This window comes from Chryseobacterium sp. (assembly GCF_029240215.1).
GTDB lineage: Bacteria > Bacteroidota > Bacteroidia > Flavobacteriales > Weeksellaceae > Chryseobacterium.
Map to the genome: position 1 here is coordinate 491,437 of NZ_JARBTK010000002.1, position 20,078 is coordinate 511,514.

At 34.9% G+C, this 20,078-nt stretch carries 16 protein-coding genes; 10 read left to right on the forward strand and 6 right to left on the reverse strand.

What is annotated here, in order from left to right; translation table 11 throughout:
* The first annotated feature begins 66 nt into the window (after positions 1-66).
* From rsfS to K0R77_RS06330, 6 genes are all read left to right on the forward strand, one after another.
* The gene (gene rsfS / locus K0R77_RS06305; protein WP_129535260.1) at positions 67-435 is read left to right on the forward strand and encodes a ribosome silencing factor; all 369 of its coding nucleotides are present in this window, start codon (positions 67-69) and stop codon (positions 433-435) included.
* Between the two features lie 16 nt (positions 436-451).
* The gene (ftsH, locus tag K0R77_RS06310) at positions 452-2,434 is read left to right on the forward strand and encodes an ATP-dependent zinc metalloprotease FtsH (protein ID WP_300349988.1); all 1,983 of its coding nucleotides are present in this window, start codon (positions 452-454) and stop codon (positions 2,432-2,434) included.
* A gap of 133 nt (positions 2,435-2,567) precedes the next feature.
* Entirely contained in the window at positions 2,568-3,149 is a 582-nt protein-coding gene (locus K0R77_RS06315; RefSeq protein ID WP_300349989.1) for an LUD domain-containing protein, read from the forward strand.
* A 23-nt stretch (positions 3,150-3,172) separates the two neighbouring features.
* Positions 3,173-4,045: a phosphatidate cytidylyltransferase gene (locus K0R77_RS06320; RefSeq protein ID WP_300349991.1), complete on the forward strand. Its 873-nt coding sequence runs from the start codon at positions 3,173-3,175 to the stop codon at positions 4,043-4,045.
* 76 nt (positions 4,046-4,121) lie between these two features.
* Positions 4,122-4,775: a phosphatidylserine decarboxylase family protein gene (locus tag K0R77_RS06325; RefSeq protein WP_300349994.1), complete on the forward strand. Its 654-nt coding sequence runs from the start codon at positions 4,122-4,124 to the stop codon at positions 4,773-4,775.
* 302 nt (positions 4,776-5,077) lie between these two features.
* Positions 5,078-6,403, forward strand: a complete 1,326-nt coding sequence (locus K0R77_RS06330; protein WP_300349997.1) for a peptide-N-glycosidase F-related protein — start codon at positions 5,078-5,080, stop codon at positions 6,401-6,403.
* A gap of 245 nt (positions 6,404-6,648) precedes the next feature.
* Here K0R77_RS06330 and K0R77_RS06335 read toward each other — a convergent pair whose 3' ends face one another.
* The 4 genes from K0R77_RS06335 to K0R77_RS06350 form a co-directional block, all read right to left on the reverse strand.
* The gene (locus K0R77_RS06335; protein WP_300349999.1) at positions 6,649-6,999 is read right to left on the reverse strand and encodes a DUF1801 domain-containing protein; all 351 of its coding nucleotides are present in this window, start codon (positions 6,997-6,999) and stop codon (positions 6,649-6,651) included.
* 27 nt (positions 7,000-7,026) lie between these two features.
* Complete coding sequence (locus K0R77_RS06340) at positions 7,027-8,865, reverse strand: ABC transporter ATP-binding protein (RefSeq protein WP_300350002.1); 1,839 nt, start codon at positions 8,863-8,865, stop codon at positions 7,027-7,029.
* Positions 8,866-8,915: 50 nt separating this feature from the next.
* The gene (locus tag K0R77_RS06345) at positions 8,916-9,842 is read right to left on the reverse strand and encodes a M28 family peptidase (protein ID WP_300350004.1); all 927 of its coding nucleotides are present in this window, start codon (positions 9,840-9,842) and stop codon (positions 8,916-8,918) included.
* Positions 9,843-10,023: 181 nt separating this feature from the next.
* On the reverse strand, positions 10,024-10,413 hold the full coding sequence (locus tag K0R77_RS06350; protein WP_300350007.1) for a DUF4293 domain-containing protein: 390 nt from the start codon (positions 10,411-10,413) through the stop codon (positions 10,024-10,026).
* A 145-nt stretch (positions 10,414-10,558) separates the two neighbouring features.
* On the opposite strand from K0R77_RS06350, the gene rho reads away from it, so the two are divergent.
* Positions 10,559-12,439 carry a transcription termination factor Rho gene (rho, locus tag K0R77_RS06355; RefSeq protein ID WP_300350009.1) on the forward strand — a complete coding sequence of 627 codons (1,881 nt, stop codon included), beginning with the start codon at positions 10,559-10,561 and terminating at the stop codon, positions 12,437-12,439.
* Positions 12,440-12,615: 176 nt separating this feature from the next.
* Positions 12,616-13,212: a superoxide dismutase gene (locus K0R77_RS06360; protein WP_300350012.1), complete on the forward strand. Its 597-nt coding sequence runs from the start codon at positions 12,616-12,618 to the stop codon at positions 13,210-13,212.
* 54 nt (positions 13,213-13,266) lie between these two features.
* Here the strand turns inward: K0R77_RS06360 and K0R77_RS06365 are convergent, their stop codons facing one another.
* Together K0R77_RS06365 and K0R77_RS06370 are read right to left on the reverse strand one after the other, a co-directional pair.
* Complete coding sequence (locus K0R77_RS06365) at positions 13,267-13,686, reverse strand: DUF6146 family protein (RefSeq protein WP_300350015.1); 420 nt, start codon at positions 13,684-13,686, stop codon at positions 13,267-13,269.
* A 50-nt stretch (positions 13,687-13,736) separates the two neighbouring features.
* Positions 13,737-14,936 carry an endonuclease gene (locus K0R77_RS06370; protein WP_300350018.1) on the reverse strand — a complete coding sequence of 400 codons (1,200 nt, stop codon included), beginning with the start codon at positions 14,934-14,936 and terminating at the stop codon, positions 13,737-13,739.
* Positions 14,937-15,176: 240 nt separating this feature from the next.
* Between K0R77_RS06370 and K0R77_RS06375 the strand changes: the two genes are divergently transcribed.
* Together K0R77_RS06375 and K0R77_RS06380 are read left to right on the forward strand one after the other, a co-directional pair.
* Positions 15,177-17,921, forward strand: coding sequence for a carboxypeptidase-like regulatory domain-containing protein (locus K0R77_RS06375; protein WP_300350020.1), 2,745 nt, complete (start codon positions 15,177-15,179; stop codon positions 17,919-17,921).
* Between the two features lie 10 nt (positions 17,922-17,931).
* Entirely contained in the window at positions 17,932-19,995 is a 2,064-nt protein-coding gene (locus K0R77_RS06380) for a DUF5689 domain-containing protein (RefSeq protein ID WP_300350022.1), read from the forward strand.
* Positions 19,996-20,078: the final 83 nt, after the last annotated feature.

Here is a 20,078-nt window from a genome sequence, read left to right on the forward strand (position 1 = left end):
TAAAGCCCTAAAAGTAAGGCTAAAGTAAAAGAAAAACAATAAATTTGCAGATTATAGTATATTTTAATGAACAAAACAGTAGAAAAGCAAGCGCTAATAGATAAAATTGTAGAAGCTATCCAGGATGTAAAGGGGGAAGATATTATGATTTTCGACCTTTCAAAAATTGAAAACTCGGTAGCAGAAACATTTATAATATGTAGTGGAAACTCAAATACACAGGTTTCAGCATTAGCAGGAAGTGTAGAAAAAAAAGTAAGAAACGATCTTCAGGACAGACCTTGGCATGTTGAGGGTACAGAAAACTCAATGTGGGTGCTGGTAGATTATGTAACGGTTGTCGTGCATATCTTCCAGAAAGAAACCCGTCAGTATTACGATATTGAAGAACTTTGGGGCGATGCGAAGATCACCAAAATAGAAAGTGAAGTATAAATTTTAAAAGTATTAAATGAATAATAAAGGATTTAACTGGTTTTTTCCAATCGCAATAATTGCCCTTTTGTTATTTTTTGCCTCAAACTTTTTGAGCGACAACAATGCAAAAACTATTGACGAAGATGCTTTCTTCAGAGAAATGCAGGCGGGAAAAGTTCAGAATGTGTTGATTGATAAACAGGCTCAGAAAGCGGAAGTATTTTTGACACAAGCTGCTAAAACAGCAACGGTAAAGAAAGAAGATAAAACAAATCCTTTTTCAAATTTAGGAATGTCTTCAAAAGCTGATTATAGCCTGAAATATGGAGATTTACAGCTTTTTTTAGAGAAATTTGAAACAATCAAAAAAGATAATCCGGCAATAAAGACATCCAAAGATTATGCAGACGGCAAAAGCCCGTTTACTGAAATTTTATTTTCAGCATTGATTTGGATCGCAATTTTAGGTTTATTCTACTTCATCCTATTCAGAAAAATGGGAGGCGGTGGAGGTCCTGGAGGACAGATTTTCTCAATAGGTAAATCTAAAGCCAAATTATTTGACGAAAAAGAAAAAATCCAGACTACATTTAAAGACGTTGCAGGATTGGAGGGAGCAAAAGAAGAGGTACAGGAAGTTGTAGATTTTTTGAAAAATTCCGAAAAATACACAAAATTAGGAGGTAAAATTCCGAAAGGTGTACTTTTGGTAGGTCCTCCGGGAACAGGTAAAACCTTATTGGCGAAAGCTGTGGCGGGTGAAGCTAAAGTTCCTTTCTTCTCATTGTCAGGTTCAGATTTTGTTGAAATGTTTGTCGGTGTGGGAGCTTCAAGAGTAAGAGATTTGTTTGCTCAGGCAAAAGCTAAATCTCCTGCAATCATCTTTATTGATGAGATTGATGCGATCGGGCGTGCAAGAGGAAAAAACAATTTCTCCGGCGGAAATGACGAAAGAGAAAACACACTAAACCAATTGCTTACAGAAATGGACGGTTTCGGAACCGACGTTAACGTAATTGTAATGGCTGCAACCAACAGAGCTGATATTTTGGATAAGGCATTGATGAGAGCAGGTCGTTTTGACCGTTCAGTTTATGTTGATCTTCCTGAATTACATGAAAGAAGAGAGATTTTTGATGTTCACTTAAAGAAAATCAAGCTTGATAATACGGTTGACAGAGATTTCTTGGCAAAACAGACTCCTGGTTTCAGTGGTGCAGACATTGCTAACGTTTGTAACGAAGCAGCTTTAATTGCAGCCAGAAACAGCCACGAATCTGTTACGAAGCAGGATTTCTTAGATGCTGTAGACAGAATTATCGGTGGTCTTGAGAAGAAAAATATGGCAATCAAGCCATCAGAGAAGAAAAGAGTAGCTTTCCATGAAGCGGGTCATGCAACGATCTCTTGGTTGGTAGAGCACGCTTCACCACTATTGAAAGTGACAATCGTTCCGAGAGGACGTTCATTAGGTGCAGCTTGGTATCTTCCTGAAGAAAGACAGCTAACGACTACTGAACAAATGCTAGACGAAATGTGTGCAACTTTAGGAGGTAGAGCAGCAGAACAGGTAATTTTTAACAATATTTCTACAGGAGCGCTTTCAGATTTGGAAACTGTTACCAAAAGAGCTCAGGCAATGGTTACAATCTACGGATTGAGTCCTAACATCGGTAATATTTCTTATTATGACAGTTCAGGTCAGTCAGAATATAGTTTTGGTAAACCTTATTCTGAGGCTACAGCTTCAAAAATTGATACGGAAATCAAAACAATTATTGAGCATCAGTATGAAAGAGCAGTAAGGATCTTAAGTGAAAACAAGGATAAACTGAATGCTTTGGCAAATAAGCTTTTAGAAAAAGAAGTAATTTTCCGTGAGGATCTTGAGGATATATTTGGTAAAAGAGCATGGGATCCTGAATTGACGGAGAGACCTGTTACGAATACTATTCCTTTACACGAGAAAGTAGAAGAAAGTGAAATTCAGGCGCCGGAAACTCCTGCGCAGCTTTAAAATATTTAAATTCAATTGAATACAACCCGGTGATTGTAAAATTGCCGGGTTTTTTCATTTTAAAGCGATATTATTAGAAGCAATTCTAATTAATTTTCTATTTTTGTATTAAGTTGACTAAAAAAACATTAAGTTGAGTTTATTTAAGAGAATTGTAAGCAAACTAACCAATCAGCCCGAGGAAGACGACAAACAAAGTCTGGAAAAGCTGGGAGATTCGCTGAAAAATGCTGATCTTGATTATAAGTTTGCCCAATTATTTACACATTCCGGCGGTTTTTTTAATTATTGCGCTGATGAATCGGAAGCTTTACAGACATTAAATCAGATCCTCAAAATTGAAGGGGTAAATTCTGTGTTTTGTTGCGATAAAGATCTGCATAATTTTTTGAATGTTGTAAAGATTTCTCACACACCACAACTTGAAGCAGGTAATGATGCCGCATTTATCACCTGTGAATACCTTATTGCATACGACGGCAGAATCATGCTTTCGCATAATAATATTTTGCATTATCATTCTTCCAGATTGCCTTCGAAAATTATCATCATGGCAAATGTTTCTCAGATCGTCAATAATCTTAATGATGCGATGGGGAAAATAAAACGTACGGGAAATATAAAAAATCTTACCTCAATCAGCGGAAATCATTCTAAACTAGATACTGCGGCTAATAACAATACCAAGCTGTTTCTATTGTTGTTAGAAGACTAGCATTATATTCTAAATTTTAAATTTTGGACAAAAATCTTATTCAGAGAACCATTTCGGGGATTGTTTATATTGCAGTCATTATTCTCTGTACCACACCCTTTGGAGCTCAGCTTCTGGATCATATTTCTCCCGGGCTTGTAAAGCAGCAATATCTTTATTACGGATTGATCACTTTTCTTTTATTAGTAGGAACGTGGGAATGTATCAAGATCATGAAATTTGGTGATGGCTACGAAAAATGGATTGTCCTGCCAATCGTGCTGTTGATCTTTTATATGTTTTCAAAAAGATTTTTTCATCACGATTTTTATTTCAATTTCAGACTTTCGGAAATTCTTGCGCTTGCACTGATCGTTATTGCGGTTGTCACTTTGTTTAAATTTACAAGCGAGCTGTATTTTGATAGCGGAAAGCTTATTTTCACTGTTATATATGTTGCACTGCCATTCTCTTTTGCATTGGGGCTGCCAAAATATTCATCTTATGATAGTGGTTTTTCATTAGAAGTTATTTTTCTTTTCATTCTGATCTGGAGCAGTGATACTTTTGCTTATCTGGTCGGAAAGTTTTTCGGAAAACATAAAATGGCTCCCAAAATTTCGCCTAAGAAAACCTGGGAAGGTTATGCAGGCGGGGTAGTTCTTACTTTGGTTCTCTCATATTTTGTTGAAATATATCAGCCACAGCTTCGCGGAAACTGGATGATTGTTGGTTTTCTGATTGCTGCATTTGCTCCTTTGGGAGATTTGGTGGAAAGTCAACTGAAAAGAACTTTTGCCGTAAAAGACAGTGGGAATATCATTCCGGGGCACGGTGGTGTATTAGATAGGCTTGATAGTTTTTTAATTTGCGTTCCTGTCGTATATTTGTACTTTATTTTAGAAAAATTTATTTAAACTCATGAAGCCGCATGATTTTTAACTTTAAAATAATGCGATTGCTGATGACAAATAAAAAAATTAATATCCTCATATGAAATTACATAAGGAATCGAAAGGAACGATCATCGTAGCAAGTCTACTTTTTGCTGTGGTAGCAGCTTTATCTATTTATTTTCTCGAAATGTGGTCGTTATTGATCATTATCCCGTTATTGATTATTTACAGTTTGGTTTTTTGGTTTTTCAGAGTTCCGAATCGTGATATTTTAGATCATACAGAGAATGTAATTGCACCTGTAGACGGAAAAGTGGTCATGATAAAAGAGGTTGAAGAAACAGAATTTCTTAAAGAGAAGGCAATTCAGGTTTCTATCTTTATGTCTCCTCTGAATGTACACATATGCAGATTTCCGGTATCAGGAAATGTAATTTATAAAAAATATCACCCCGGAAAATATTTGGTAGCTTGGCACGAGAAATCGTCTACCGAAAATGAAAGAACGACTGTTGCTGTTGAAAGTTTAACCAACCATAAAGTAGTTTTCAGGCAGATTGCAGGTTATGTTGCAAGAAGGATTGTTTTCTATTGTAATGAAGGCGATACTGCAAAAGCCGGACATGAATTTGGTTTTATTAAATTCGGTTCCAGAATGGATATTTTTCTGCCTCTTGATACAGAAATTACCTGTAAGATCGGAGATAAAACAAAAGGTGGAATTGATGTGATTGCCAGAATGAAAGATTAATGTTTAGAAATTAAATAATAAAATCAGGAAACCGTTTCGAAAGAAGCGGTTTTTTTAATAGGAAATACGCAGTATTGAAGCCAATGTTTTTTAAAGGAATAGTTACAATTTTTTATAATGATCGATACAATTTGTGGAGAATGAGATATACTAATAAATTGAATAGTCTGATGTTTTGTTGTTGAATTTTAAAAAATATTGAATTTTTGTTAAAAATAACATACTCATTTAATACTTTATTATTGGTGTTCTTCATTTTAAAGTTTATTTTTGAAGATAAAATTATTAATATTTAAAATTCAATGAAAAAAACTCTACTTTCTTTACTTTTGTTTATAGGATTTTGCATCAATGCGCAAACTAATATCAATGTGTTTTCCCAGATCGTTTTTTATGACGGTTATGCAGGAAATGTATCCAATCCGGTTCCCGCAAACACAATCCGACTTGCCAATTACAGATATGCAAAAAAACTGACTGATGCCGAGCTGAATTCTTTCCAGAATAAAATTCAGATGAATGTAACCATTGGTGCGCTGTGTGATAATTATGACCGGATTGGTGGAGTACACATTGCCTTAGTTCCAAAAAACCAGATTTCTTATACGCTGAGTGATCCTTTGGTAAAAAGAATTGAAATTGGGAGATACATTACACCGTTTATGAACAAAAATGTTTTTCCGACTGAGGTTCCTTATACGTATGAAGTAGATAATCTTTACGCGGTTTTCAGCAACACAACACTTAGAAATACATATGATATTTGGGTGGAACTGGATGTTTTTGGAGTTCCTTATGCAGCTAATACACAAGTCGCAGGTTGCTCGGGAAGAAATGATGTTTTTGCCGGAACGCTTGATTTTGTTACTTATAATGATCCTGCGGTGACCAATACTTTCAATAATTTATTACCATTGCTAGATTCAAATGAATTGAACAATTACAACAATACAGATCAGGCAGGACAGACTGTAAGACTGGTTAATTTTAATTTAAACCAAAGTACAACGAATGCTAAGTTTGTTATCGTTACAACGCCACACGGAGCAAATACCAATGGTGAAGAATACGTAAGAAGACAAAATTTAGTTTCTTTGGATAATGCTCAGGTTTTAACCTTTACACCGGGAGGAAAATCATGCGAACCATACAGGCAGTATAATACTCAGGCAAATGGTATCTATGGCTACAACCCACAAAGTGCTGCATGGTGGACATCATGGAATAATTGGTGTCCTGGAGATTCTGTTCCGATCAGAAGCTTTACTGCAACATCGCTTACAGCAGGAAGTCATACCTTAAAATATGAAGTTCCGACAGCTGTTTTTTATAATCAGGACGGGCGTATTGTGCTTTCAATTTATATGCAAAGTAACAATCAACTTTTGGCGGTAAATGATATTTCAACGGTTGATGTATCTGTTTATCCGAATCCTACATCGGATTTTGTAAACATCCGATCAGATAAAAAGGTAAAAAATATAATCGTTTATTCTCTTGAAGGGAGAAAACTGAATGAAGTGAGAGATTCAAAAGTAGATCTTACCTCTTATCCTGCAGGATCTTATCTGTTGGATATCACCCTTGAAGGCGGAACCCAGTTTAAGCATAAAGTTATCAGGAAATAATTTTCTGACTATGAATAAAAAAAAGAGAAACCCATTAAAGTTTCTCTTTTTTCGTTTAAAATTTGATCCTATGATGCTTTAGAAAAAGTATTTGTTAGGATACAGAAATATTATTTCTGTTGAAATTTTAAGATTTTAATTTCTTTTAAAAGATTTTCGTTCTCCTTTTCTAACTTTTCAAGATACTTTTTTTGAGCTTCTAAAAAGAAATCTGGAATTAGAATAAGTGATATTGCTTCATGAAACTAAAATGCAATATGCATTTTAACCTCATTTATTAACCTCAAAATAAATTCAACAGGCAAATCCTCATCCGTATCAATTAAAAGGATTTTAAACTTCTTTCTACCCTCAGAAAGCAATTCCGGATACTCTAATCGATCACCGTGATAGAAGCTGATGTAATGCTTCTTATGCTTTTTACTGTAATAAAAATAGCACAGCATTTTCTTTCTGAATTTGAAAAACGGAAGTCCGAAGCTTAATGTTTCGGTGATGTTTTCTGTATCAGATTCTAAGATTTTCTTTCTTAAAAACAAAAGAGCACTTCGTTCAGGCTCGTCAATTCTGAAGAAGTACTCTTGTATAGGATTCATTTTAAATAAATTTAAAAAGATTTAATTTTAATCAAAATTTTGCAGCTCAACGAGTTTGTGATAGGTTCCTCGTTTTAAAATAAGATCGTGGTGAGTTCCCTGTTCTACGATGTCACCCTTTTCCATTACAACGATCCAGTCGGCTTTTTGAATGGTTGAAAGTCGGTGTGCAATAACAAGAGAAGTTCTGTTTTCCATCATTTTTTCAAGGGCATCCTGCACAAATTTTTCAGATTCTGTATCTAAAGCGGAGGTTGCTTCATCCAAAATCATAATCGGTGGGTTTTTAAGTACCGCTCTTGCGATAGAAACTCTTTGCTTTTGTCCTCCGGAAAGCTTTCCACCATCGTCTCCGATATTGGTATCGTAGCCATTCGGAAGTTGAGTGATAAATAAATCTGCATTGGCAATTTTAGCAGCAGCAATGACTTCTTCTCTTGATGCTTCAGGTTTACCCATCAAAATATTGTTGTAAACCGTATCATTAAAAAGAACAGATTCCTGAGTGACCATTCCTAGCAGTTTTCTGTATTCTGTCAGTTTTAAATGTTTGATGTTGGTTTTGTCAATTAAAATTTCACCTTCGGAAACATCGTAAAATCTTGCTAAAAGGTTGGCAATGGTTGTTTTACCACTTCCACTTTGCCCGACCAAGGCAACAGTTTTGCCTTTAGGTATTATTAAATTGAAGTTTTTAAGGATTAAATTTGACTTATCATAATAGAAACCAATGTCTTTAAACTCAATATGCGCATCAAGATTGGAGATAGAAACCGGTTCAGCAACTTCTTCAATTTTCACATCAGCTTCCAGGATTTCCAAAACTCTGATTAAAGAAGCTTCACCCTTCTGAATATTTGATATAGAGGTCGACAAGCTTTTCATTGGAGGCAAAATCTGGAAAAACATCCCTAAAAACACAAGAAAATCTTCAGGAGAAATGCTCTGTTCTACGATGATCTGTTTCCCGCCGTACCAAGCAATAATTAAAAATGTAATTGACCCTAAAAATTCGCTCATCGGCGATGCCAGTTCTTTTTTTCTTCCCAAGCTTATAGAGCTGTTGATCCACTTTTGCATAGAACCCATAAAACGGTTGTTCATTATTTTTTCGGCACTGAAGATTTTAATAACCTTTGAAGATTTTAAGGTTTCATCTACAATTGAAAAGATAGTTCCCATCTCGTTCTGGGCTTCATGAGAATCTTTTTTAAGGCTTTTACCGATTAAAGCGATCAGTGTTCCCATAACAGGCAAAACTAAAAGAGAGAAAAGCGTCATTTCGGGGCTTAAGAAAAATAAAGTCACCAAAGTGCTGATTAACATAAACGGAGAGTTAATAAGATCGACCAAGCTTCCTAAAATATTCCCTTCTACTTCACCTACATCATTTGACATACGAGACATCATATCGCCTTTTCTGCTTTCCGTAAAGAATGAAACAGGAAGAGACAAAATCTTGCGATACATTGCACCACGAAGATCTTTCGTTACACCAACGCGATAATTAATCAATAAGTACGATCCTAAATATCTGAAAATATTTCTCAGTAAAAACATGAATGCTGTAATCACACAGAGCCATGCCAATACATTTAAACTCCCATATTCTGTAACAAGGTTTTGTACAGTATAATTTAAATATTCTTTCAGATAAGACAATGCATCTACAATATCACCGGAATAAACAGGCGCCGAATCATATTTTTCAGGTTTGATGGTACCGAAAAGCATTCCCAACACAGGCAGAATGGCTCCTAAAGAGGCAATCTGAAAAAAAGAATACAAAAGATTGAAAAATAAACTTCCGTAAATATATTTCTGATGAGGTCTGGCGAATTTCAGTATTTTTTTATATTCGTTCATTCAATAAAATTGGATAGCAAAATTAATTAAAATATAATGATAAGACGTTTTTAATTGAATTTTACTTTATCATTATACTTCGGATCGAAGTTTTTTGGGTTTAATTTTTCGAGAGTCTTTCCAAAATTGTTGATGAGTTGGCTAAGATTTTCAAAATCAACGATGTTGATGTCGTCATTTACCTGATGATAATGTTTGATTTTACTCATATCTGCAGTTGAAATAGAATGGGCAATGATTTTTTTCTTCACAAAACTTACATTATCAGATCTGTAGAATAATTGTTCAGACGCATAAGGATCCGGGTGGATTTTTAAACCGTTTACTGTATTTTTGTTAAACAATTCGTCAAGGTCAGAAAATTCGTCTCCCGTAATAAAGACTGCATTTTTTCCAAATTCAGATTCGGTTGCTACCATTTCAAAATTGAAAAGTGCAGAAAGATGGTTATAAATTTTATCTAAATTTTTATCTTCAGCGATCGCTGTTGATCCCAGCATGCCTTTTTCTTCACCGTTGAATGCCATGAAAACCATTGAGAATTCTGGTTTTTTATCTCTGAAATAATCTGCAATTCCCACTAAAGTCGTAATTCCGCTGGCATCATCATCTGCACCATTGTAAATAGTATCTTCACCTCCCTTTTTGCTCACCCCGATATGATCAAAGTGCCCGGAAAAGCCTAACGTTTTTTCAGATTTTCCCTTTTTGATTCCGCAGACATTGTATGCTGTCTTCCCCTTATAATTGAAAGGAACGAGATAAGAATTACCAGTACAGTATTCTAAATTATTTTCTTTAAAAAGTTCAGCAATATAATTAGCTGCCTTGTCATTTTCAGGAGTTCCGATTTCACGGCCTTTCATTTCGTCAGAAGCAAGGGTTGAGATGACCGTTTTTATTCTTTCTGTAGAAACTTCCTGTGCGAAGATGGCTGTAGAAAAAAGAGATAGAAAAAGGTAGGTTAGTTTTTTCATAGGGTAAATATTTATTCTTAGGTGAATATGTCGCAATTTTATTTGAAATGTTGCATAGAATTTTTAGAAAAAATTATGAATGTAAAATCTCAAAAGAATAATGAGTGTATTTTGACCAATTTAAAATAAAAAAAACAGCTCCAAAAGAAGCTGTTCTTACTCAAAAAAAATCATTGTCAGGTTATCGCAGTCTGTCTACAGATTTTACGAGCCTCTCATCTTTCTTGATGAAAATATTTGCCAAAAACAAACAAATTACCGCAATCAATGGGAAAACCGGCTCAATACCCTTCTCAGGAAAATCTATTCCTCCGGATAAGTTTTGCATCCAGTACACCAATATACCAATCAACAAAGCGTTTATAATGATGCTGATATTATTCAGCATGATCTGTCTTTTTCTATTTTTAAAGCTAAACAAACTGAATGCGCCTATCAAAACCAAAACAATTGATGAGATGCTTATAATCGGTGTTTTTCCGAAAACTTCTACATCCTGCCCCGTAATATATAGGAAAGCTGCTGCTAAAACTGACAGCAAAATCCAAATAGTCTGTATTCTTTGTAACATAGAATCTTAAATTCAGCAGCAAAAATAACATAAATTTTGCACAATTCAAAAATAAGTGTAGATTTGCAATATACAATGTACTTGAAAACAAAAGTCACCGGACTTACTTTTCTTACTCACAACTAATTACATTTTTACTTTAAATATGTTTAACATAGAAACGTTAAGGTCAAAATCCGTAACGGAATTGGCTAAAATCCTAAAAGATTTGGGCGTTAAGGTTGCAAGAAACAGCACAGATAATGATAAAATCTTCGCCGTTCTTGATTTTCAGGCTTCTAACCCTAAAGTAGCAAAAGATTACTTCAATACTACAGAAAGCAATACAGAAACTGAAGAAAAACCTGCCCCAGCAGAAAAAGTGGTGAAAGCTGCTCCGAAAAAACCAGCAGCCAAAAAGCCGGTAAGGTCAAAAGTTGCTACAGAAACACCTAAAGAAGCAGAACCTGAAAAGACAGAGGAAGCAACCGAAGAAAAAGAAGTTATTGCAGAAGCTATCGTAAAAGAGCCTGCAAAAGGTGCGGTGGAAGAAAGGCCTGCAAACAATGCTTCAAAACAGAAAAGAAAAAGGGTAGCTCCTGCAAATTTATCTGAAAGCCAAACTCAGGAAAAAGAGGAAGCTCCTGTAAACACAGATTCTCAAGCTGCTGTACCTTCTGCACAAGCCAGAGAAGAAAGACCTAAAAGACCGCAACAGCAACAGCAAGGTCAGTCTCAAAATCAGAAAGGTCAAAATTATCCACAACAAAGTAGTGGAAATCCTCAAAACAGAAATCAGAACAATAACCAAAATCAGAATTCTAACCAAAACAATCCTAATCAAAATAACCCTAATCAGAATCAGAATTCTAATCAAAATCAGAACAGAAATTCTGAAAGAGAAGAAACTGAACCTAAAAAAGAGTTCAATTTTGACGGAATGGTGAGTATTGAAGGAGTTTTGGAAATTCTCCCTGATAACTACGGATTTTTACGTTCTTCAGATTTCAGTTATATATCTTCTCCCGATGACGTGTATGTTTCTACTGCACAGATCAGAAATTTTGGATTAAAAACAGGAGATACCGTAAGAGGTATTGTACGTTTACCAAAAGAAGGCGAGAAATATTTTTCTTTATTAAAACCAACAGAAGTTAACGGACGCGATCTTGCATTTATCAAAGACCGTGTTGCTTTCGAATATTTAACTCCGCTTTTCCCGGAAGAGAAATTTAATCTTTCAGGTGATAACTCTACGATGTCTACGAGAATTGTAGATCTTTTTGCGCCTATCGGAAAAGGACAGAGAGCAATGATTGTTGCTCAGCCGAAAACCGGTAAAACCATGTTGCTGAAAGATATTGCCAACTCTATTGCAGCCAATCACCCTGAAGTTTATATGATGGTGCTTTTGATCGACGAACGTCCTGAAGAAGTTACCGACATGGAAAGGAGTGTAAATGCAGAAGTTATTGCTTCTACATTTGACGAAGCTGCTGATAAGCACGTGAAAGTGGCCAACCTTGTTTTAGCGAAAGCTCAAAGAATGGTTGAATGTGGTCACGATGTGGTTATTTTATTAGATTCGATTACAAGATTGGCAAGAGCTTACAATACTGTAACTCCGGCATCTGGGAAAGTACTTTCGGGTGGTGTAGATGCGAACGCTTTACATAAACCAAAAAGATTTTTTGGTGCAGCGAGAAAAATTGAAAACGGAGGTTCGTTGACGATTATCGCAACTGCATTGATCGATACGGGTTCTAAAATGGACGAGGTGATTTTTGAAGAATTCAAAGGTACCGGAAACATGGAACTTCAATTAGACAGAAAAATTGCCAACAGAAGAATTTATCCTGCAATCGATTTGGTTTCTTCAAGTACAAGAAGGGATGATTTATTGCTTGATGAAGTAACTTCACAGAGAATGTGGATTTTCAGAAAGTATCTTTCGGAAATGAATCCTATCGAAGCGATGGAATTTGTCAACAAAAATATCAGAGGAACTCTGAACAACGAAGAATTTTTAATGTCTATGAATAGATAGACATAAGTTAATATTGTTTATAAGAGCACAGATTCCGGTCTGTGCTTTTTGTTTTAATTCAATTTAAAATTTCTAGTTAAACTATCAATGTTAAAGATTTATTAAAATAATCTGCAATTTTTGATATTGGCTTAAATATTGGCTAAATTTACATATTAACATTAAAAATTAAACTTATGTCATTTGAATTACCAAAATTAGGATACTCGTACGACGCTTTAGAGCCAACAATCGATGCGAAAACTATGGAAATCCACCATACAAAGCATCACCAAGCATATATTGACAACTTAAATAAAGCAATTGAAGGAACTGAATTAGAAGGAAAATCAATCGAAGAGGTTTGCAAAACGGGTACTGAGAAACCTGCAGTAAGAAATAATGGTGGAGGCCACTTTAACCACTCTCTATTCTGGGAAATTTTAACTCCGGGAGGAAGTTCTACTCCGGTTGGAAATGTAAGCAATGCAATTGAAAACTATGGAGGTTTTGATAAATTCAAAACTGATTTTGCTGAAGCTGCTAAAACTAGATTCGGGTCTGGATGGGCTTGGCTAATTAAAAACGAAGACGGTTCTGTTTCTGTGTCTTCTACTCCGAACCAAGACAATCCTTTAATGCCTGTTGCGGATGTGAAAGGAACCCCGGTTTTAGGTTTAGATGTTTGGGAACATGCTTATTATTTAAACTATCAAAACAGAAGACCTGATTACGTAACTGCATTCTTTAATGTAGTAAATTGGGATAAAGTTGAAGAATTATTTAATAAATAATCATCCTAATTAAGATAAAAAAAGGTTCAGAATTTTCTGAACCTTTTTTGTTTTCTATCTGAAACTATCCGAAGCACTCAATCCATTCATTTTAAGCTTGTATTTCCAGTTGACATAAGCAAAAACCTGATACAATTTATATTCAAACTTAATTCCGTATTTTTCTCTGGGATCATAATCAATAGAAGATTCTATCACGTTCCTGTGTCTGCCTGAAGTGTAATACGAATTCCATTCTGTAACGAGCAAGGTATTCCTGCTTTTTAAAAAGCTTTCAGAGTATTGACTGATCGGTTTTGCTATGGCATTCAGGAAATAATCATACTGCGTGTCAATGACGGTAAGTTCCCATTCGCCATCGTCATTTTTCTCCGGTTTCATAGCAGGCTCTTCTTTTTCATTTTTAGGTGAAGATTGCGCAGTAAAATTTAACGGAATAATTGTAAAGATTATAATTAAGATTAAATTTTTCATAATCATGAAGTTACACAAAAAAAGCACTCGATTAAGAATGCTTTTAGATTTTATTTTTTGATGTATTCTTTTTGAATTACTGATACTGCAGGAAAGTGATCACTATATCCGCCTGTGAATCTGTCTCCGTCCCAAGATCGGAAAGGGTAGCCTTTCCACTGGCCATCTTTGTTAACCAGATAAGAAGGAGCATAAATTTCCGCTTTGAATAAACTGTAAGTAGGGGTTAACTTTTCGGTCGAATACAAATTTTTGGAAATAATAATCTGGTCAAATAAATTCGGAGCATCTCTGTATGCTAAAGAAGCTACACCTGCTTTGTATAATTTATACATTAGATTATAATAAGGTGATTTGTCTGATAACTCACTCGGATCGCCAACTGCTCCTAAATGTTTTTTTAAACTCGGGCTTACAGGGTCATCATTATAATCTCCCATTGATATTAATTTAATACCTGGGTTTTCTAAAGAAATTTTATCCATTTCATTTTTCAGAACAGCCGCAGCAGCGTTTCTTTTGGGTTGAGAAACTGCCTCACCACCACTTCTTGAAGGCCAGTGATTCATAAATACTGCAAATTTTTCTCCGTCCAATAATCCTATTACCACCAAAACATCTCTTGTGTACTGTCTCTTTCCATCTTCATTATAGATTTTAATTTCTTTCGTGTAAGAATTTTGAACTATAAATCTGTTTTTCTGATAAATGATGGCAATATCAATTCCTCTTGCATCATATGAATTGTAATGCACGATTCCGTAGTTGCTTTTTGCTAAAACAGGTTGCTTTATCAGGTCTTCAATCACTTGTCTGTTCTCAACTTCTATAAGACCGCAAATTGCCGGGTTGTCATTTGTATATTGTCTTCCCAATTCAGAAATTACTTTAGCTTCATTTGCTAATTTCTGATTGTAATATTTTGTACCCCATCTTTTAGGACTGTTTGCCGTAAAATCCTCAGCTAATATCTGTCTTCTGATAACCTTTTTTCCTACTAAAAGTTCATTGTTCCATTCGCCTCGGTAATCTTCTGTTGTCTCTAAAAATTTAAGAGAATCTAAAGGAACACTTCGATGAAATTTAGGATTCGAAAAAGGCAGAGTTCCATCAATATAATCTGCTGAGACAATTGTATCCCAAAGGTTTTCTACATTTAAAAAAGTCACGGCAGCTCTTTTTACCTGTTTTTGTTGTGAAAAAGAAAAGCCAAAACAAAATACGGTAAAAATGATTAAATATTTTTTCATCTTATTATTATATTCGAAAAATTAAGGAGGTAAAATTACTAATTTTATATAATATTCAACGTTAAATTATTTTAACAAAGTAACTTTTCGGTATTAACGATAAACAGTAGTTTTTTTTAAGATAATTAATGTTCGTTAAGAAAAATTAATAGAAGAAAGGTGTAAATATGTTTTAGTTTATGAAAATAATACTAAATTTGTTGCCCCTTAAATAAAGAAGGTACTAAAAATAAGGTTATTATGATTAAAAAACTATCCCTAATCTCTTTGTTTACATTACTTCCTGCATCATATTATTATGCACAAACTACTGCATATGCGTATGTTAAGACTCAGGACGGTAAGCCGGTTGAGAGAGCAGAAGTAGATCTTGACAATTCTGTTGATGATGTAACTGCAGATAAAATAGGTTACTTCCAGTTTGTGGATTTAAAGCCTGGACATTATCTTATCACCATCACAAAACCAAATTTTGAGTCTAAAATTTTGGAATTTGATATTTCTGCTGATGAGAAAAAAAAGGACTTAGGTGTAATTGTTCTTAACAACAGCCAGGCAACAGATGCAGGCGTTGTTGTAATTGATGATTCTGCGAATGATACTGAAGACGGAGGATCTGCAATGCAACCTACGGTTGGGCTTTTGAGTTCGGGAAGAGATGCCTTTCAGAACGTATCCGCTTTTGAATTGGGTGCATATTGGTTCAGACCGAGAGGGGTTGATAATAGATTTGAAGACGTTATGTTCAATGGTATTTCAATGTCTAAAAATGATGATGGAAGAATTGATTTCAGTAATTGGGGCGGGCTTAACGATGTTACAAGGTATCCTCACGAAAATGTAGACAACATTACACCATCAGAATATACTTTCGGTAATTTGGGAGGTGTTGTATATTACAATACAAGAGCTTCTAATTATAGAAAACAGACCTCTTTAGCGTATTCATTTACCAACAGAAGTTACCTTCACAGAGCAATGGCAACTTATTCTTCAGGATTAAGCAAAAGTGGTTGGGCATTTACATTCTCAGGAAGCAGAAGATGGGGAGATAATGCAGTAATTGATGGGGTTTATCAGGACGCTTACGCTTATTTTGCTTCGATAGAAAAGAAATTTAGTGAAAGACATTCAATTAACTTTACTGGTTTCGGATCACCAACATACAGAGCATCAAACTCTCCAAATACACAGGAGGTTTATGATATTATGGGTAAAAACTATAACTCATACTGGGGAATGCAAGATGGTGAAGAGAGAAACTCAAGAATCAGAAAGGTTTTTGAACCGATGTTTATGCTGACCGATTATTTGAAGATAGGAAAAAGCTCAAACTGGATCAACACGGTTTCTTACCAAATAGGTAGCGATGCACGAAGCAGACTAGACTGGTTCCATGCTTCAGATCCTAACCCGACCTATTACAGAAAATTACCAAGCTACGGACTTTTAACTGCTGACGAATTCAAAGCACAATCTCAAATAGATTGGAACAGTCTTTATCAAGCTAATTATCTTAATAAACGTAATGCAGATGGAACTGATAGAGGCGCAGTTTATACGGTTGTAGAAGATGTGAATAGAGATAAAACTTTTAATTTTGCTTCACACTTTGATACAAGATTAAATGACAAATGGAAATTGAATATTAATTTAAATTATCAGAATTTAAAATCAGATAACTTTAGGAGGATTAAAGATTTATTAGGTGCTAATTTCGCATATAATCTGAATGCCTTTAATAATGATGTAAGATATAATACTGATGACAGTAATGTTCAGGTGGGTGTAGGAGACAGAACGCAATATTCTTATGAATTATTGAGAAGCCAATATTCATTAAATGTTTCATCAGAAGTTGATTTTAATAAATTCAATGTTGTAGCATCAATTTTTAGTTCATATTCAGAATCTCAGAGAGAAGGGGATTACAGAAACGGAATTAACAGATTTAAAGATAATTCTAAAGGAAAAAGCAGTATCTATGATGCTGTAGATGCAGGAATCAAAGGGAAAATAACTTATAAAGTTAACGGGAAGAATTTTATTGTTTATAACGGTGCATTTTTCAGTTTAGCTCCTACTCTTAATGAAATATTCATCAACCCAAGAGCTGTTGATTATTTTACACCGGGTGTTAAGAACCAAATCATCAATTCAAATGATTTGAGTTATATCATGAGAGGACAGATCCTGAAACTTAGATTAACAGGATATTACACTTCAATAAGTAATGCAACTGAAATCTCAAGATATTATGCAGATGCTACGGATGCTGTAGGAACATCTTTCAATACCCTTGTAAATGAAGCGATAAGCGGAGTTAATAAAAGATATTTAGGAGCAGAATTAGGGTTTGATGTGAAAATTACACCTACATTAAATGCAATCGGGGTTGCAAGTGTCGGAGAGTATAAATACACAAGCAATGCTAATGTTTCTACTTTTGATGATCTTAACGGATTCAGAGGAGAAGAATTCTGGAAAGGAAAAGCAAATATTAAAGATTATAAAGTGGCAGGGACTCCACAGAAAGCATTTTCTTTGGGTCTTAAATACAATTCTCCAAAATATTGGTGGGTTGGAGCGTCCGCAAATTATTTGATGGATCAGTATCTTGATTTTTCTGCATTGAATAAGACTCCTTATATGTATACAAATCCTGATACGAACGACACTTACGAAGGAGCAACCCCGGAACTTATACAACAGCTTACTGCTCAGAAAAAATTTGATAATCAGTTTATGCTGAATGCCAATGCCGGTAAATCTTTCCTTATCGGAAAATATAGAATGGGAATAAGTCTTTCTGTAAATAATATCTTAAACAACAGAAATTATGTAACAGGAGGATTTGAGCAGGGTAGAAATGTTGCTTTCCCGGCTGCATTAACTGATGCAAGCAGAGAATATCCAGCTTTTGCACCAAAATTATGGTACGACAGAGGTACTACATTCTTCACAAATGTTTATTTAAGATTCTAAAACAACTACTATGAAAAAATATAATTCAATACTAAAGTATATTTTCGTGGTGATCGCATCACTATTTATTACAGGATGTGTACACGATGATAAGTATGATGAGCCTAATCTTGATGGTTATCAATGTGCAGATCTTACCGCAACGATGACATTGACTGAATTGAGAGCCAAGTATGTAGGTGCAGTCTATGCTTTTCCTGATGATTCTAAAGATGTTGTTGAAGGATATGTTTCTTCTACTGACGAAACAGGAAATATTTACAAAACAATTTATATCCAGGATAAAGCTGAAAACCCAACACAAGGATTTGTAATCAGTGTTGATATGGTAAGTACTTATACAAGATATCCGCAAGGTTCTAAAATTTATATCAAATTGGCTGGTTTGGCTTTGGGAACTTATGGAGGGGTAGTGCAGTTAGGAGTAAAAGATCCTGCAGGAAGCGCAACTTCAGTATTAAGAGTACCTGAAAAGTTAGTGCCTTCAAAAATTTTCAGATCATGCTCTGTTAGAGAGACAATCGTTCCTAAACTGATGACTTCTGCTCAGATGATCACAGCCAACGATAAATATATCGGATGTCTGATCCAGATGGATAATGCAGAATTTGACAATAGAATATTGTGTACAAACTTTGCTCCAAATGGAGTTACTGTAGACAGAATTATCAGAGATAACAGTACAACGACTACAAGAGTAGTGAGAAACAGTGGTTATGCATCGTTTGCAAATCAGATTTTACCTTCAGGTAACGGAAAATTTGTAGGTATTTACAGCAAATTCAACAGCACATATCAGATGTATATCAACAAGGTTACAGATCTTGATATGAATAAATTCCCTCGTCTTGATGGTATTGCTTCTAATCCTTGCCAGTATAGTGATGCAGGTTTGACGTCTAAAACAGTTGCTGAAGTGAAGCAATTGGCTACAAGTTCACTTACGTTAATCAACGGTGACTTTGTTTTAAAAGCTAAGGTTACAGCAAATGACAGATCAGGAAACCTTTTCAAATATGTTTATGTAGAAGATGCTACAGGAGGAATCAGAATTAATATTGATAAAGCCGATTTATACAATGATTCAAGATTTGCAGTAGGTAAAGAAGTTTATATTAAACTTAAAAACTTATATGTAGGTGCTGTTTCCGGTGAAATTCAAGTGGGATCTCCTTTCAATGGAGCGGTAGGTAGAATTGCTGAAACTGATATTTATAAATATTTCTTTGATTCAAATAAACCATCAACTGCAGTAGTTCCAACTGAAAAAACAATTACTCAGTTGACAGCAGGTGATGTTGGGAAATGGGTTAAATTTAAAAATCTTCAATTCATTGCCGGAGATTTAGAGAAAGTATATGCTTCAGGAGCGGTAACCAACAGAACTTTGGAAGATTGCTCAGGAAATAAAATTATTTTAAGAACAAGTAATTTCGCAGATTTTGCAGGAACTACAATTGAAGCAGGAAAGGGTGATGTTTATGGAGTTCTCAGTGTTTTCAATGGTGTTTACCAATTATGGATTACAGATATTTTAGGAGCTGATTTAGATAATACTAGATGTGATGGTACTATATATACACCACTTCCCGTACTTTACGGAGATGGTTTTGCGGCAGGAGGATTGAATGCAGATTGGACTACAGTAAGCGTTACAGGAACCCAAGCATGGACGACTTCAAATACTGGAAACGGTACAAATTACTATGCCGTAATGAATGGTTTCGCAGGAGTAAGCAATGCTAATGAAGACTGGATGATTTCAAAATCAGTTAGTTTGGTAGGAAAGACCAAAGCTGCTGTTAATTTCATTTCTGATGTTCGATATTCAGGAAATGCTTTACAAGTTTACGCTACAGAAAACTATACAGGTAACCCTGCAACAACAACATGGGTTCTGTTACCAGCAGCATTGGATACCAATACCGCAGCATTTGGAGACTGGGTAAGCTCAGGAAATGTAGATTTAAGTGCTTTCTTAGGTAAAAATGTAAGAATAGGATTTAAGTATACTTCTACAACTTCAGCTTCTGCAACATGGGAGATAGATGATTTTAAAATTAAAGGATTGTAATCCTACTTTAATTAACAATACAAAGGCGGACTATATAGTTCGCCTTTTTTAGGCCATACATCTAACTAAACAAAAGTAATGAT